The sequence below is a fragment of the Geminocystis sp. genome (assembly GCF_041753295.1).
In the GTDB taxonomy this organism is placed as follows: domain Bacteria; phylum Cyanobacteriota; class Cyanobacteriia; order Cyanobacteriales; family Cyanobacteriaceae; genus Geminocystis.
The window spans coordinates 1-16,648 of sequence record NZ_JBGSUU010000091.1 but is presented as its reverse complement, the minus strand read 5'-3'; the positions used below and the strand labels follow the sequence as shown (position 1 = coordinate 16,648).

Annotated in this window: 11 protein-coding genes and 1 pseudogene; 6 read left to right on the top strand and 6 right to left on the bottom strand. The window is 31.2% G+C overall.

The genetic code is table 11. The features are described from left to right. Window positions 1–154 precede the first annotated feature (154 nt). From aroA to ACEW8E_RS10395, 4 genes are all read right to left on the bottom strand, one after another. Window positions 155–1,483 (bottom strand): 3-phosphoshikimate 1-carboxyvinyltransferase, encoded by a 1,329-nt coding sequence (gene aroA / locus ACEW8E_RS10410; protein ID WP_373480279.1) that lies wholly within the window; start codon window positions 1,481–1,483, stop codon window positions 155–157. Between the two features lie 336 nt (window positions 1,484–1,819). Further along, window positions 1,820–3,187, bottom strand: coding sequence for a DUF1822 family protein (locus tag ACEW8E_RS10405; RefSeq protein WP_373480278.1), 1,368 nt, complete (start codon window positions 3,185–3,187; stop codon window positions 1,820–1,822). 109 nt (window positions 3,188–3,296) lie between these two features. After that, the gene (locus ACEW8E_RS10400) at window positions 3,297–4,715 is read right to left on the bottom strand and encodes a hypothetical protein (RefSeq protein ID WP_373480277.1); all 1,419 of its coding nucleotides are present in this window, start codon (window positions 4,713–4,715) and stop codon (window positions 3,297–3,299) included. A gap of 75 nt (window positions 4,716–4,790) precedes the next feature. Next, complete coding sequence (locus tag ACEW8E_RS10395) at window positions 4,791–5,078, bottom strand: hypothetical protein (protein ID WP_373480276.1); 288 nt, start codon at window positions 5,076–5,078, stop codon at window positions 4,791–4,793. Between the two features lie 169 nt (window positions 5,079–5,247). On the opposite strand from ACEW8E_RS10395, the gene ACEW8E_RS10390 reads away from it, so the two are divergent. The 3 genes from ACEW8E_RS10390 (at window position 5,248) to hemH (ending at window position 8,403) form a co-directional block, all read left to right on the top strand. After that, the gene (locus ACEW8E_RS10390) at window positions 5,248–6,204 is read left to right on the top strand and encodes a PhoH family protein (protein WP_373480275.1); all 957 of its coding nucleotides are present in this window, start codon (window positions 5,248–5,250) and stop codon (window positions 6,202–6,204) included. A 182-nt stretch (window positions 6,205–6,386) separates the two neighbouring features. Further along, window positions 6,387–6,986: a DedA family protein gene (locus tag ACEW8E_RS10385; protein WP_373480274.1), complete on the top strand. Its 600-nt coding sequence runs from the start codon at window positions 6,387–6,389 to the stop codon at window positions 6,984–6,986. A 253-nt stretch (window positions 6,987–7,239) separates the two neighbouring features. Continuing rightward, window positions 7,240–8,403: a ferrochelatase gene (gene hemH, locus ACEW8E_RS10380; RefSeq protein WP_373480273.1), complete on the top strand. Its 1,164-nt coding sequence runs from the start codon at window positions 7,240–7,242 to the stop codon at window positions 8,401–8,403. A 159-nt stretch (window positions 8,404–8,562) separates the two neighbouring features. Here the strand turns inward: hemH and lpxB are convergent, their stop codons facing one another. Next, window positions 8,563–9,741: a lipid-A-disaccharide synthase gene (lpxB, locus tag ACEW8E_RS10375; RefSeq protein ID WP_373480272.1), complete on the bottom strand. Its 1,179-nt coding sequence runs from the start codon at window positions 9,739–9,741 to the stop codon at window positions 8,563–8,565. A gap of 322 nt (window positions 9,742–10,063) precedes the next feature. Between lpxB and ACEW8E_RS10370 the strand changes: the two genes are divergently transcribed. From ACEW8E_RS10370 to ACEW8E_RS10360, 3 genes are all read left to right on the top strand, one after another. Next, on the top strand, window positions 10,064–10,621 hold the full coding sequence (locus tag ACEW8E_RS10370) for an adenylate kinase family protein (RefSeq protein WP_373480271.1): 558 nt from the start codon (window positions 10,064–10,066) through the stop codon (window positions 10,619–10,621). 153 nt (window positions 10,622–10,774) lie between these two features. Next, entirely contained in the window at window positions 10,775–14,017 is a 3,243-nt protein-coding gene (locus tag ACEW8E_RS10365; RefSeq protein WP_373480270.1) for an efflux RND transporter permease subunit, read from the top strand. Between the two features lie 230 nt (window positions 14,018–14,247). Beyond that, the gene (locus ACEW8E_RS10360; RefSeq protein WP_373480269.1) at window positions 14,248–15,501 is read left to right on the top strand and encodes an aspartate aminotransferase family protein; all 1,254 of its coding nucleotides are present in this window, start codon (window positions 14,248–14,250) and stop codon (window positions 15,499–15,501) included. Window positions 15,502–15,629: 128 nt separating this feature from the next. Here the strand turns inward: ACEW8E_RS10360 and ACEW8E_RS10355 are convergent. After that, window positions 15,630–16,500: pseudogene (locus ACEW8E_RS10355) on the bottom strand (type ISP restriction/modification enzyme); the annotation flags it as partial. Window positions 16,501–16,648: the final 148 nt, after the last annotated feature.

Sequence of the window (16,648 nt, the reverse complement as noted above, 5' to 3'; positions counted from 1 at the left end):
ATCCACACAATAAGGACTTATTACATTAATGTTAATATTGTTTATATTTTTCAAGAAAAAATACACCTCATCATTTTAACGTCATAAAGTATTTGACGATAAAAAATAGCTAAATCTTTACTTTTAAACCTTGATTTATGATGGTAAAAACTTTTTACTGACTAATTTTGATTAAAGTATCAACAAAACTTGGGTAAGAAATAGAAGCCGCTTCGGCACGATTAATAATGGTTTTTCCTTGGGCATTTAAACCAGCAATAGCTAAACTCATAGCAATACGATGATCTGTAAAACTGTCTAAATCAGCACCATTAAGAAGATCTCCGCCTATAATTTCTAAACCATCCGCAAATTCGCTTATTTTTGCTCCCATTTTACCTAATTCTAAGGCCATAACCTTAAGGCGATCGCTTTCTTTTACCCGTAATTCTTCCGCATCTTTAATAATAGTAGTACCTTGAGCGAAACAAGCCGCTACTGCTAGGATGGGGATTTCATCAATTAAACGAGGAATAATTGAGCCTTCGAGGGTACAAGCCTTAAGTTTACTTGATTTTACCCTTAAATCCGCTACTGGTTCACCGGCTGCCTCCCTTTGATTAAAAATGGTAATATCTGCATCCATCATCTGTAAAGCCTCTAAAATACCTGTGCGAGTAGGATTTATACCTACATTCTCGATGATTAATTCGGAATGGGGTGTAATCGCTCCAGCTACTAACCAGAATGCAGCCGAACTAATATCACCCGGTACTATAACTGTTTGCCCTTGTAATTTCGCCCCACCTTCAATAGTAACGCTATGGGTATCAACATCAATTTCGAGAGTAGCACCAAAAGCTCGTAACATTCTTTCACTATGATCTCTCGACAAAGCTGGTTCGGTAACGGTGGTTTTGCCTTCCGTCATCAATCCTGCCAAGAGAATACAGGATTTAACCTGTGCAGAAGCTATGGGAGAGTGATAATGAATGGGTTTCAAATTCTGCCCCATAACCGCCAAAGGAGCATTTTTGTTGCTATTTCTGCCATAAATAATTGCCCCCATTTGTTGTAAAGGTTGAATTACTCTTGACATAGGACGACTGCGTAAAGAATCATCTCCAGTGACGGTGAAAAATTTGTCAGGTTGGGATGCTAATAAGCCTAACATTAATCGCATGGTTGTGCCTGAATTTCCTGCATCAAGAATACTTGACGGCTCTTGTAACCTTCCTTGTCCGATACCCGTAACAATTACTTTTTCTGTATTTAAGTCAGAAATTTTTGCACCCATTGCCTCAAAACAGTGAGCAGTACTACGAGGATCTTCTCCTAGTAATAATCCTTCAATAGTAGTTTCACCTGATGCCATCGCACCTAACATTAAAGCACGATGAGAAATGGATTTATCTCCGGGTATTGAGATTTTTCCTTGTAAAGAATTAGCTTTTTTTTCGATAACTAATTGATGAGATTGAGGATTTTTAATCAGTTTAATCACGGGGAATAATTATAAATTTTAAAAGATAAAAAAAGACTATATTTAGTTTATCATATTACTGAATTTATTTCATTATTTAATAAGTTACTTAGTATTTCTAAACAACAATAAAATAAATAATTATAAAATTATCTTCCATGATTGAAGTAAGAATTAAAGATAAAATCAACCTTAATTAATAACAAACATTATAGTCTCTTAAAGTTATTGTTTTAAATATATCAATATAGAATTTTTAAATCATTTGTGATAATTTTTGCCCCTATAACTACCCATTTTTTTTTGAAATTAACTTATTAGGAGTTAAATAAGATTACTATAACTGATAAAATAATATTAAATTAAGAAATTTTCCTGAATGTAACTATCATTAATAATCACTTTTATGGCAAATTTTTCTTCTTGACTACCCCAAAACTTATACTGAATAATTTTATCATGATTTTCTGTAATTATTTCTGCAAAAATATTATTATTTTCATCAATTATTTGGCATAGTAAATTTTTAGGTAAATAAGTATCTATATTGATAGAATAAATGCGAATAAAAATATCTATTTGATTATTTGTTTTTGGTAAAATTCCTAGTAATAAACCTAAACTATGATTCTCTAAATTAATGATTTTTCCTCGCCAAATAGCACAAGACGGGTGACTAGAATCTAATATTTGTAAAGCTAAAGCTGCATTCCATCTAGTTTCTTCATCATCGTGATTGTTAATAAATTGAGGTAATATATTAATTATTTCTTCTTTATTATCAATATTACCATCTAAATTAATGATACTTTTAAGTATATTATTAACTTCGGTATTGTTAATGTTATTTTCTAAAATTAATAAAGAATCTGTTAAAGAAAATGAGCGATAAGCCAAGGCAAGATTAAAGCTAAAATCAGGAATAAAATATTGTTGTTTTAAATCTTCAATAGTTTGCCAACTTTTAATTATTGCAGAAGAAAATTGATGATTTAACCATTGATTTAAGTTAACATATTGAAGAGATAAAAATAGTTGATTTCGGATAGAATTATTACTTATAAAACTTAACCAGTCAGAAAAATTAAGAAGAAGACGAGGAGATAAATTATTTTGAATTTCTGTTATTAAACTTTCTTCTATGGAAGCATTAAATGGTAAAGGAGAAATTTGTGGAATTGAATTCCAACCATATTCATATTCTAAGCAGATTATATTTAAGTCATTTTCTAAACATTCAAAAGGAAAATCAATATAGTGATTAAAAGAGTCTAATTTACCATAATTTATTATATCTTCATAAGAAGCATAACCCCAAAAATTAAGATAGTTTTCCTCTAAGTTTACTTCCACTGGGAGATAATAATTTCCTACCCATTGAGGAATTTTTAACCATTCTTCAGGAATAGAAAACTCTGTTTTATCTTGAATTTCTGTAGGTATTAAAACAATGCGACTATCATTAATATCGATAGCATTACCGTTAATAAAATTCCAAATACTCAAGTTATCTTCTAATTTTAAGTTATCAACAAAATTACTTTCTAACATTAAATTAAGCCAGATTAAAAAAGTTTTTCTGACTAATAAATTAAGATAGCCACGAAAAGAAGCAACTTCGTTATTTAACTTACTTATTTGTTGCCAAGTTTCATTTTTTATATCATCATTTAATTTTATTTTGGTTTCGTCTATATTAGTATCAATAAAGTTTAGATAATTCATAGTGTTTGTTTGTTATAACTAAATTAGTTTTTAATTAAAGAATTTTGGTAATAGAGTAAGTTGAGATAAATTAGAAGTGATTAATTTTAGTAATTGTTTTAAATTTTGATTAGATTCCATTAAAATATTGATGACAAAATTTTTCTAACCATAATATAATATTATTTTTAATAATCGGATTATTTTCTAACTGTAAATTTAGTTTATTATTAAACTTTGTTATTAAAACATTAATTAATTCTGGGCAAATATTTTCGATAAAAGAAATATCATTCATGGAATTTTTAAAATAGTTTTCTTGAAGTAATTTTTGTTGATAAATATTAATTTCTAAGAAAGATTTTTGGCATAATAACAATATTTCAGATTCGATATATTCTGTTAACCATCCTTTTAAAATGTCGATTAATACTTCAATTTCCTCCTTAGAAACTTTTTCTCTTTTTCCTTTAATATTTTTAATAACTTCATCTAATAACATTTTTCTAATTTTGTTTTTTTTCTTAGAAAGTTGAGATTGTTCTTTGATAAAATCAGGATTGGTTAATTGAATAGTTTTAATAAGTTGTTGTTGAGTTAACCCTAAACCTTCCCCAAGATAAAAAATACTTTGAGAAGGAAGATTAAGATTATTAAATGTAGTAGTAAGAAGATGATTAATTTGTGGTTTATCTTCATTTTCTTCTAATAAAGTTAAATAATCTTGAGGATTATCATTAATATTAATTTCTTTATCTTCAGGAAAATTAATCGTAATAGGATTTACAAATAATCTGGCTTTTTCTCCACAAAACTTAATTTTGTTTTCAAACTCTTCTATAGTTAATATCGAAGAAAAGTTAAATTGTTTCTCCGCTAAAATATTATATTCTTTCGTCATGATTTTTAATTGAGATATTGAGGGAGGAGATAAAGATTGATTTCGATGAGGAGAAGATGATACATAATTATCGACAAAACATTGCCAAATTAATAAATATTCTTCTAATCTTTCACCTGTTAAACCTCCCATTTTTTTTAAAACTTCTTGTCTTTTAGATTTACTAATTCTTTTTAATAATCCCCAATTAGTTAATAACTTCCATCCTCGACTAAGATAAACTTTGTCTTTAATAATGGTTTTTAATCTAGTTTGTGCATAAGTAGTTATTTTACTTCCTCTATGATTTTGATATTGTCTTAATAATTTTTCTGGTGTAATAATGGCTTCGTTACCCCATAAAAAACATTCTTCAAGAGTTAAAGAGTTAACGGTTTGATGATAATAATAAACTTGTCTTGTTGCCCAATAACAAACTTCTTGCAAGTAAGAGGTAAGATGATAACGTAATATTTTCTGAGGTTTTAATCTAATATTTGTTAAAAATTCATAGGCTAAATTCTCTTCATTAACTTCTTGTATCTTGATAATTTTTTCAATATTGATTTTTAACTGATAATCTCTTTGCCATTGTAAAATAAATTTATAACTGTCAGTGATGGCTAAAAAAGTAGAAAATTTATCGATAATATTTACTCTAGTTATCATATAAAAATATTCAATTATTTATTTAAACAATTATAATGTTAATAAGGCTCTTTTTACCAATTTTAAAATTAAAAATTAACGAATTAAATGATTAATATATTTAGTAGTAATAGGTGAAAAAGGTTTTCTTTGAATACTAGCTTGTTTTCTTTCCTCATAAATTATTTGCTTCTCTTTTATATTAGCTAATTGACATATATTTAAAGGAAAATTGTAATCTTGATAATACTGAAAACGTCCTTTTTTTGTAAATCTAAATTGACGACAAAATATGCGATTGATTTTAATATCAAATACTAAATATAATTTCCCTTTTACTTTGACTGTATCACCGATGTTAATTTTGGGTTCTTGACTGTTCATCTGTACTATTAAATAACTTGATTTTGACTTGGGCTTTTAATAGTACATCCAGATGGTATCCTTAAAATATGCAAAATTCTTAATTTTTCTTAAAATTTCACCATAGATTACGATGGTAAAAATCTCTAAAAACCTTAAACTGATTTACAATCCATCTATATAATTAACTATGACAGAAGATTCTCAAACTATTGCTTTACCTAATATTGCCTCTGCCATTGCCTTAGCTGGTAATCAAGGAGAAAATTTGAAATATATTTCCCGTCATACCGGAGCAAATTTAGTATTGCGAGGACAAGATTTAGTAATTCATGGTAAGGCTAAACCAGTACAAAGAAGTGTAGATGTCATTTATTGTCTTAAGCCTTATTGGAGTGAAGGTAAGTCGTTAACTCAACCTGATATTATGACGGCTTTTCAGGCTTTAGATACAGGAAAAACAGAAGAGTATCAGAATATTCAACAAGAAGTTTTAGCTAAAACTCGTAATGGTGAGTTAATTCGCGCCAAAACTTTTCGTCAACGACAATATATCAAGGCTATTAAAAATCATGATATTACTTTTGGTATCGGTCCTGCCGGTACTGGAAAAACTTTTTTAGCCGCCGTTTTAGCTGTACAAGCCTTACTTAAAGATGAATGCGATCGCCTCATTTTAACACGTCCAGCCGTGGAAGCGGGAGAAAGATTAGGATTTTTACCCGGTGACTTGCAACAAAAAGTAAATCCTTTTTTGCGCCCACTTTATGATGCCTTATATGAGTTTATTGATCCCATGAAAATTCCTGAATTAATGGAAAAAGGCAAAATCGAAGTCGCACCTTTGGCTTATATGAGAGGACGAACCTTGAGTAATGCTTATGTGATAGTTGATGAAGCTCAAAATACTACTCCTGCCCAGTTGAAAATGGTGTTAACTCGTCTTGGTTTTGGTTCAAAAATGATTGTAACAGGAGATATTACTCAAACAGATTTACCCTCCACTCAACAATCAGGGTTAGTAGTAGCTTCTCAAATTCTTAGAAATGTTGAAGGCATCGGTTTTTGTTATTTAACTCAAGCAGACGTAGTCAGGCATCCTTTAGTACAAAAAATTGTCGCAGCCTATGAAGCTAATAGTAATTAGGAGATAGGGAGATAGGAGGTAGAAAGAAGTTGAATAATTTATCAACTAATTATTTAAAACCTGAAACCTGACACCTTCAAATATTTTGCTTTGGGTAACATCAATTAATATTTGATTCATGGATTTTACCCATTAACGTTAAGATTTTTGTTGAATTAAATAAACAAATATCAGGAAAAAATATGACGGAATGGATTACAAATACCATGAATTCTTTGGGATATGTAGGAATTGCTTTATTAATGTTTGCGGAAAATTTATTTCCTCCTATTCCTTCGGAATTGATTATGCCATTGGCAGGTTTTACGGTTTCTCAAGGTAAAATGCATTTAATTCCTGCTATTTTTGCTGGGGTAATCGGTACAATTTTAGGTGCATTCCCTTGGTATTATTTAGGCAAAATTGTTGATGAATCGAGATTAGAAAAATTAGCCGATAAATATGGGAAATGGATTTTTGTGTCAGGAAGTGATATTAATAAAGCCAATAAATGGTTCAATCAATACGGGAATATAGCTGTATTTTTAGGTAGATTAGTACCGGGTGTGCGCACTCTTATCTCTCTTCCTGCGGGGATAAATAACATGAATCTAAGTTCTTTTGTTATCTATTCTACCATCGGAACAATAATTTGGGTATCACTTTTGACCGTTGCAGGTTATGTTTTAGGAGATAATTTTAGTTTAATCGAAAAATATATTGCTCCCTTATCTAAAATTGCTTTACTAAGTATAGGATTTTTATTTGTTATTTGGATAATTAGAAAACAACGGAGAAAATAAACAATATTGATAATTATTAGCAATAAACAACTATACTGATTATTGAGACATCAGAAAAATATATCTCAATTTACCTTTCTATCTCGTCCTTTGCTATATTGTTAAGATAAATTATGAAAATTTTAAATAAATAACTTGTATTTTATCAGAATGATCAGTTAATCATTGGTAAATTGTTAATTTTACGAATAAACTTAAAGCATTAATAAGATATTGTTACACTTAGTAAAGAAAATTTAAAAATATTAAAATTATGGGTCGTACAGGAGTATTGTTGTTAAATTTAGGTGGTCCAGAAAAATTAGAGGATGTACGTCCTTTCCTCTATAATTTATTCTCAGACCCTGAAATTATCCGTTTACCTTCCCCTTGGTTACAAAAACCCCTTGCTTGGTTAATTTCTACCCTCCGCAGTAAAAAATCTGAAGCTAATTATAAAGAAATTGGTGGTGGTTCTCCTTTACTACAAATTACCGAAGCTCAAGCTCAAGCCTTACAATCTCAGCTATTTTCCCAAGGAAAAGATATTCAAGTTTATGTTGGTATGCGTTATTGGCATCCTTTCACCGAAGAAGCCATCGCTAAAATTAAAGAAGATAATATCAAAAAATTAGTTATATTACCTTTATATCCTCAATTTTCTATTAGTACCAGTGGATCTAGTTTTAGAATTATAGAAGAAATGTGGAAAAAAGATCCCGATTTACAAACCATAGAATATACATTAATCCCTTCATGGCACAAGGATCAAGGTTATTTATCTGCAATGGTTGATTTAATTAAACAAGAGTTACAGCATTTTGAAAATCCCGATACTGTACATATCTTTTTTAGCGCCCATGGTGTACCTAAAAGTTATGTTACCGAAGCTGGAGATCCTTATCAAGAGGAAATTGAAGAATGTACTCATTTAATTATGAAAACTCTTAATACAGCTAACCCTCACACTTTAGCATATCAAAGTAAAGTCGGACCAGTGGAATGGTTAAAACCTTATACTGAAGACGCATTAAAAGAATTAGGGGAGAAAAATATCAAAAATTTATTAGTAGTACCTATTAGCTTTGTATCAGAACACATCGAAACTTTACAAGAAATCGACTTAGAATATAGAGAAGTAGCCCAAGAAGCTGGTATTACTAATTTTAAGCGTGTACCAGCTTTAAATACTCACCCAATGTTTATTGAAGCCTTGACTAATTTAACTACCGAAGCCTTAGATAAAAATCCTTTACGTTTTGATGAAGTTACTCACCCGAAAAAAAATATGAAAATGTATCCTCAAGAAAAATGGGAATGGGGATTAACCACCGCCGCCGAAGTCTGGAATGGGCGTTTAGCTATGCTAGGCTTTTTAGGTTTAATGGTAGAAATCATTAGTGGTCAAGGTCCACTACATTATATCGGATTATTGTAAAAAAATAATTAAGTAATAATTAATAAGTAATTGTATGTTTACTTTATGCAAAAGGCAAAAGGCAAGATACAAGAGGCAACAAAAATTATTACTTATTTTATTAATTTTAAAATTCACAATCCCTAAATTATTTAATACTTAAATTAATAATTAATAACTTTATTTTCTTTGAAATTGATTATTAAATTGGATAATTTCTTGAGCAACTTTATCACTAACACCATTAACGCCATTATCTAAAGTTTTGATCATATTTTCATAATCTAATTTTAATTTTTGTTGGCGAGATTCATTAAATAATAATTCTAAAGATAAATTAACAATATTTTCGGATGTAGCTTTTTCTTGTAATAATTCTGGTACTATCTCTTTCATTAAAACTAAATTAACAGGAGACATAAAAGGAATAGAAAACCGTAAAATTTTACGAGCAATCCAAATAGTAAAAGCATTAACTTTATAAATTACTACTTGAGGAATATTTAATAAACCTAATTCTAAATTAACTGTACCAGACTTTGTAATGGCTAAATCAGCCCCTGCTAAAATATCTAAAGTTTCTCCTTCAAAAAGAGTTATATCAACAGGATATTGTTTAATTAAATTTTCAATTTCTAAGCGATATTTAGACAAAGAAATAGGTAAATAAAAACGAGATGATGGTATTTTTGTTTGAATTTTTCCTGCGGATTCAAGCATTACTGGTAATAAATATTTTAATTCTTGCTGACGAGATGCTGGTAATAAAACAATCATTTTTTCTGATTCTTGAATCCCCAATTTTTTCCTCGCTTCTTCTCTTTTTGGTGCATTTTTAATGCGATCTACTAACGGATGACCTACATAAGTACTGCTTAACCCTTTTTCTTGATAAAATTTGGCTTCTTCAGGAAAAATTGCGAGTAATTTATCAGTAACGGCTACTAATTGCTTAACATCTTGCCCTAATGGTGTCCAAACCCAGAATTGTGGACCAATATACCAAATTATGGGGATTTTTGGAAATTTTTGTTTAACATAGGATGCAATGGCTAAATTAGGACCTAAATAATCAATTAAGACGATAATATCAGGTAAATTAGCTTCTAAATATTTTTTAGTTTGTTGTTGAATTTTCCATGTAGGAATAATAAAAGGTAAAGATTCTAACAAACCCACTGAACCGATAGCGGTAGTATCAGCGATAATATTTGCCCCTGCACATTGCATTTTTTTTCCTCCTAAACCTTCAACATTTACAGGAATATTGAGTATTTTTCCTTGTCGATAAAGTGCTTCTACTAATAAACCTCCTTGTAAATCTCCTGAAACTTCTCCCGTACTAACAAATATTCGCATAGTATTGCCCACTGTAAATCATCATTGATTTTATCTTAAATTGTTCTATGAATACAGAAGACAGGAGATAGGGAGATAGGGAGATAGGGAGATAGGGAGATAGGGAGATAGGGAGATAGGGAGATATATTAAGCCCATATAATTGATTAAAAATGATAATTATTTTTTTTTATATTTACTTTTGTTTAATGCTTATTTCTGCCTTGATTTTCTCTGGTAACATATCTTTTATTAATTAAACTTTCTTATCTCGAACTCAGATATTATCAATTATCATTGTTATATTTATTAGCCAAACTTTTATTTACAAATCAAAAAAAATATGATTAGATTGATTATGCTAGGAGGCCCCGGTTCAGGAAAAGGCACTCAAGGGATTAAAATAGCTAAGGATTTAGATATTACGATGATTTCCACGGGAGATATTTTCAGAAATGCTATGGCGACAGGGGATGAATTAGCCATAAAAGCAAGAGAATATGTCGAAAAAGGGGAATTAGTACCTGATATGATGATGATAAAATTCATGAGAAAACGACTTTTACAAGAAGATGTCGCTAAAGGTTGGGTTTTAGAAGGTTATCCTCGCACAGCATTTCAAGCAGAAGAATTAGATTTTTTATTAGAAGAATTTGAGCAAAAAATTACCTATGCAATTTACTTAAATGTTAGTGAAGAAACCATGATAAAACGTTCTTTATTAAGGGGAAAAGTTGATGATGAATTAGAAGTTATCAAGAAAAGAATTGAGTTATTTAAACAAAGAACAACTCCCATTTTAGAATATTATGAATATAAACATACATTAATTTCTATTTCGGGAGAGAATAGTATTGAAGAAGTAGAAAAAGAAATTTTTAGACAAACAAATATTATCTAACATAGCAATTTTTCCTATCATTGATCAATAATTATGTTTAATTAGTAGTCAGTTATTGGCTATTAAATCTAATAAATATTTTACAAATACTACATCCTGTATTTTTAAAATTATGTTACCGTAATTCTAATTAAAATAAGTGCTTTTTTAATCATGAAATCATCATTTTCTAGTGGGATAGGAAAATTTAGTATCAGTGGTTTATCTATACGCCGTCATATCGCCACTATTATGTTAACTTTGGCGTTAATGGTAATTGGTATCTTTTTTGTTACTACTATTAGTGTAGATTTGTTACCGTCTATCACTTATCCTCGTATTGGAGTAAGAATTGATACTGAAGGCATTGTACCAGAAATTGCCGTAGAAGAAATTACACGCCCTTTAGAAGAAGCATTTTCTGCCACCGAAGGAGTGGAATTAGTTTATTCTCAAACCAGAGAAAATAGCATTAGCTTGGACTTATTTTTCAAAGTTGGTGGTAATATTGATCAAGCATTGAATGACGCTACAGCTTCTCTTAACCGTGCTAGAAGTCGTTTACCTGATGATATTGATAACCCTCGTTTATTCAAATTTGAGCCTTCTCAGTTACCAGTATATGAGTTTGCCCTTACTTCCGATGTTAGAGATATTTTAGATTTAAGGGTGTTTGCTAGGGAAGAATTAGCCAGAGAATTAACCGTTGTGGATGGTGTTGCGGTAGTTGATGTTTCTGGAGGTGTAGAAGAAGAAGTTAGAGTCGAAATTGATTTACAGCGTTTACAGTCATTAGGAATCAGTTTAAATGATGTTTTAGATAATATTCGAGATACTAACCAAGATATAACAGGAGGACGTTTATTAGGGGAAAATAATGAATCTTTAACTCGTGTAGTGAGTAAATTTACCAACGCCGATGAATTAAATAATTTATCCTTTACTATTCCTAATTCCGAAAATCCTATTTATTTAAACGAATTTGCTAATGTTATTGATGATGCCCAAAATCAACGTATTTTTGTATCTCTTAATGGTACACCTGCGGTAAAAGTTAGTATTCAAAAACAAGCTAATGCAAACACTATCGAGGTGGTAAACGCTGTTAAAGCTAAAATCGAGGAGTTAAAGAAAGCTAATACCATTCCTAATGATTTAACTTTATTACCAACCCTTGATGAATCCGTATTTATTCGTAACGCCATCAATAATGTTATCACTTCAGGATTAATTGGCACAGGTTTAGCCGCTATTGCCGTATTATTATTTTTAGGCTCTATTCGTCAAACTATTATTATCGTCATCTCTATCCCTTTAGCTACATTGGCGGCGGTAATTATGATGAAAATATTTGGTTTAACCTTAAATGTTTTTAGTTTAGGAGGTTTAGCTTTAGGAGTTGGTATCGTCGTTGATAACTCTATTGTGATGCTAGAAACTATTATAGAAGGTACAGATAATATTATCCATGAAGGAAGTTCGGAAAAGGGAGTTTATCGGCGACAAATTATTACTCAATCCATCCAAAGCGCTTCGGAAGTAGAATCAGCATTAATTGCCTCCACTAGCACCAATTTAGTGGCAGTATTACCATTTCTGATGATTGGCGGTTTTATTTCCTTACTATTTAGTGAATTAGTTTTAACTATTAGTTTTGCGGTAGGGGCTTCCATTGTGGTAGCTTTAACTATTGTGCCAATGCTAACTTCTCGTTTATTAGCTATCAAATTCTCTAGTCAACTGAGACGATTTTTTATTATTTCATGGTTTAACAAGGCTTTTAATGGGGCTAATATTAGTTATACTTTTTTTTTGAGTTTTTTGATCAAAATTCGTTGGGTTGTTATTCTTGTCATCTTTTTATTTTTAGGTACAACTAGCTTAAGTTTAGCCCAACAATTACCTCAAGAAATTTTACCAACTATCAACACAGGGCAAGTTAATTTATTCGCACAATTTCCTACCAATACAACCCTTGCCACTAATCGTCAAGTCATGGCATTAGTTGATGAAGTTATTTTACAACAACCGAACACAAAATATACTTTTAGCACCTCTGGCGGTGCATTATTTGCTACTAATACCAATGAAAATGTGTTGCGAGGCTCAAGTAATATTACCCTAAAATCAGGCACAAATGTTGATGAATATATCATTAAACTTAATCAAGCCTTAGACAAACTCAACTTAGTAAATATTCGTTTAAGAATTACCCCCGGCACAGTTAGAGGTTTAATTCTTAATAATTCTCCTGTTAGGGCAGATGTTGATATTATTTTACAGGGCAATGATCAAAATTTACTCGAAGAGACAGGAAGACAAGTTGTTAATATCCTTGATGAAAAAGCAAAAAAAGTCAAATTTCGCCCTGATGCGGATGTTAGTCAACCAGAAATTGTGATTCAACCTGATGTGCAAAGATTAGCTGATTTAAACCTCAATATTACCGATATTCGTGATTCCTTGCAAACCACCGTTAGCGGTTTAGTTATTTCTCAATTACAAAGAGAGGATCGTTTAGTTGATATTCGAGTACAATTAGATTCAAACTTGGTAAAATCTGCCAATGATTTATTAAATGTACCTTTATTTAGTGATAATAATCGCTTAATTCGTCTAGGAGAAGTCGCCACTATTACCACAGGAGTAGCACCTTCACAAATTCAACGCATTAACCAACGACAAGTATTTATCATCACGGGAAACCTAGAGGAAATGGTATCTTTAGGGGATGGTTTAAAAGAAGTAGAAAGTATTTTAGATACCATTGATTTACCTGAAGGAATACGTATTTTACCCAGTATTGCCGCCGAAAGTAACAGACAATTACAAGCATCTTTGCCCATTTTAGGAAGTTTAGCTGCTTTTCTGGTTTTCGTGGTTATGGCAGTGCAGTATAATTCTTTAATTGATCCTTTGATAATAATGTTTACTTTACCCTTAGCCTTGTCAGGAGGAATTATCGGTTTATACGTCACAAAAACGCCCATCGGTGCAACAGTAATAGTTGGTGCAGTATTATTAATCGGTATTGTGGTAAATAATGCCATCGTCATGGTTGAGTTAGCCAATCAAATTTATGAAAAACAACAAAACAACCCCGATATTCTCAAACCAAGCCGTTATATAGCCATTCTTCAAGCCTCGGGAATACGATTACGCCCAATTTTAATGACAACAATTACTACGGTATTAGGGATGTATCCTTTAGCTTTAGGTTTAGGAGAAGGAGGGGAATTTTTACAACCTTTAGGCATAGTGGTATTTTGGGGTTTATCGTTAGCAACCTTATTAACCTTATTCTTAATTCCTTGCCTTTATTTATTACTTCATCAACCTTTTACCTTCTCAACTCCTCCGATTATCTTCAAAACCGACAATAAACCTCAAACACGAGAAAAACAGTTTATTTCCTGATGATAAAATGTGATGTCAAATTTCAGGTTTCAGCTATTCATAAAAAATATTGTTGAAGTTAATTTTCCTAAGTTTGATGTCATGATTCCCAACTTTTCGTTGTCAATTCTTAAATTGTCTAGGTTTCCTTATATTAATTCTCGGTGTGCAATGAATATGACAGAATAGAAAATAATTATTTGATACAAGAGTTAATAATATCCTTTAGATACATTTAACATAAAAAAAATATGAGCACAGCAACATTAGACGCAAACGTAAATATAGGTTTTAATCAAGATACTTTTAACACCTATGTCATGAATACCTATGGGCGTTTTCCCATTACCATCGAAAAAGGAGAAGGATGTAAACTTTGGGATACCAACGGTAAAGAATATCTCGATTTTGTGGCGGGTATTGCAACTTGTACTCTCGGACACGCTCACCCTGCTATGATTGAAGCTGTCACTAAACAAATAAAGAAGCTACATCATATCTCAAACTTTTACTATATCCCAGAACAAGGAGCTTTAGCAAAATGGATTGTTGATCATTCTTGTGCTGATAAAGTCTTTTTCTGTAATTCGGGTGCAGAAGCCAATGAAGCTGCCATTAAGTTAGTGCGTAAATATGCCCATACTGTTTTAGAATTTTTAGAACAACCTGTGATTCTCACTGCTAAATCTAGCTTTCATGGTCGTACTTTAGCAACCGTAACAGCTACAGGACAACCAAAATACCAAAAACATTTTCAACCCCTAGTCCCCGGATTTGAATATGTAACTTATAATGATATTACCGCCATCGAAGAAGCTATTACTAATATTGATGAAGGCGATCGCCGTGTAGCTGCTATAATGATAGAGCCATTACAAGGAGAAGGAGGAGTGCGCCCCGGAGATTTAGACTACTTCTTAAGATTAAGAAAAATTTGTGATGAAACAGGGATTTTATTAGTTTTTGATGAAGTGCAGACAGGAGTAGGTAGAACTGGTAAAATGTGGGGATATGAAAATTTAGGCGTTGAACCTGATATATTTACAAGTGCAAAAGGTTTAGCAGGAGGTATTCCCATCGGTGCGATGATGTGTAAAGCTAAATGTGATGTATTTGAACCGGGTAATCATGCTAGTACTTTTGGTGGGAATCCTTTTGTATGTGGAACTTCTTTAGCTGTTTTACAAACGTTAGAAGAAGAAAACATATTACAGAATGTTCAAGGCAGAGGAGAACAATTACGAACAAGACTCAGAGCTATTACTAAAAAATATCCTCAATTATTCACCGAAGTGCGAGGCTGGGGTTTAATTAACGGTATGGAAATCAACGCCGATATTGAATTAACTTCCATTGATATTGTCAAAAAAGCCATGGAAAAAGGCTTATTATTAGCACCAGCAGGACCTAAAGTAATACGTTTTGTACCACCTTTAATTGTTTCTGCTACAGAAATTGATCAAGCTATGAATATTTTAGAAGAAGCGATCGCCTTTTTTAAATAAAAATTTAGGAGTTAAAAAGGAAACGGGGAATACTGTAGGGGTGAATTGCTTTCACCCTCTTAAGGGGAATAAAAAATCTTTTTTGGATAAGTCTATTACTCTATTAGTACACCTTAAACACATTTTATTTAATTGTCCATATTTTGCATTTCGTTAATTATTTTCATAGTTTCTACACTGACAGTTGTTACTCTTATTAACAAGTCAATAACTTTGTCTTTATAGTCAGCAAAACGATAATTATTAAACTTTTCTGCGATGGTTTTATCCTTTGATTTTTTTTCCTTATATTGATCTAAAATCCATTCTAAAGCGCTACGATTTCCTAACTTATATTCCCAAGCCATAGACGGAATTTCTGTTAAAATTGTTACCTCATCAATGATAATTTGATGTTTAATTTTATCCGCTTTTAACTTGGGTTTAACTGGGAATCGCCCCCCTGCCCCCAATTCTGGGGGAGTAAGAGAAGGTTTGGAAGTCCCCAATGTTGGGGATTTAGGGGCGTAATTTTGCTCCCCTGCTTCTAATTCTGGGGGAGATTTATCCATATCAATTCTTTTCAAATTATGAGGCTCAATTTCCTCATAATTAAGGTGTAAATTCATCAACTTTTTACCCCAATTTACCCATTGATAAAAGTCATTATAAAAAGGGATTCTCGGAAACTCTCTCTTTAAATTTAACTTGTATTTTTCTCGATATTTAGGGTTATGTAAAACAGCATAAACATAATAAAAAATATCTTCTTTTTCAATATTATTATCTCCCCTCGTAAAACAGGCATCCTGCCTGTTAGCCTCAGACGGGCTAGAAGCCCGTTTTACGTTATAGTATTCTTTGAATTGTGCTAACCGCCCAATCGGTGATATTTTCTTCTCTTTTTCCCTCTTTATCATAAGTATATAACGGCAAACATTGAATCGGATCAGTAACAAATAATCCTAAATCTGTAATTCTATCACTAATAATTGTTGAAAACGGTAATCTTTGCCCTACTAAAAAATTAGGCGTTGCTGAATTAAGGTATGATTTTTAGATAAAGGGGTCAAATTATCAAAAATAAAAAAATGATACAATGTCCAGAGTGCGGGTCTAAACATATTCACAAAAATGGAATTAAAAAAGGAAAGCAAAATCATCTTTG

Bases quoted from the DNA above. Each gene is read 5' to 3' on its own strand.
- ACEW8E_RS10385 (WP_373480274.1), top strand. From the start codon at position 6,387: ATGACGGAATGGATTACAAATACCATGAATTCTTTGGGATATGTAGGA.
- ACEW8E_RS10370 (WP_373480271.1), top strand. From the start codon at position 10,064: ATGATTAGATTGATTATGCTAGGAGGCCCCGGTTCAGGAAAAGGCACT.
- ACEW8E_RS10365 (WP_373480270.1), top strand. From the start codon at position 10,775: ATGAAATCATCATTTTCTAGTGGGATAGGAAAATTTAGTATCAGTGGT.
- ACEW8E_RS10400 (WP_373480277.1), bottom strand. From the start codon at position 4,715: ATGATAACTAGAGTAAATATTATCGATAAATTTTCTACTTTTTTAGCC.
- hemH (WP_373480273.1), top strand. From the start codon at position 7,240: ATGGGTCGTACAGGAGTATTGTTGTTAAATTTAGGTGGTCCAGAAAAA.
- ACEW8E_RS10395 (WP_373480276.1), bottom strand. From the start codon at position 5,078: ATGAACAGTCAAGAACCCAAAATTAACATCGGTGATACAGTCAAAGTA.
- ACEW8E_RS10390 (WP_373480275.1), top strand. From the start codon at position 5,248: ATGACAGAAGATTCTCAAACTATTGCTTTACCTAATATTGCCTCTGCC.
- ACEW8E_RS10360 (WP_373480269.1), top strand. From the start codon at position 14,248: ATGAGCACAGCAACATTAGACGCAAACGTAAATATAGGTTTTAATCAA.
- ACEW8E_RS10405 (WP_373480278.1), bottom strand. From the start codon at position 3,187: ATGAATTATCTAAACTTTATTGATACTAATATAGACGAAACCAAAATA.
- lpxB (WP_373480272.1), bottom strand. From the start codon at position 9,741: ATGCGAATATTTGTTAGTACGGGAGAAGTTTCAGGAGATTTACAAGGA.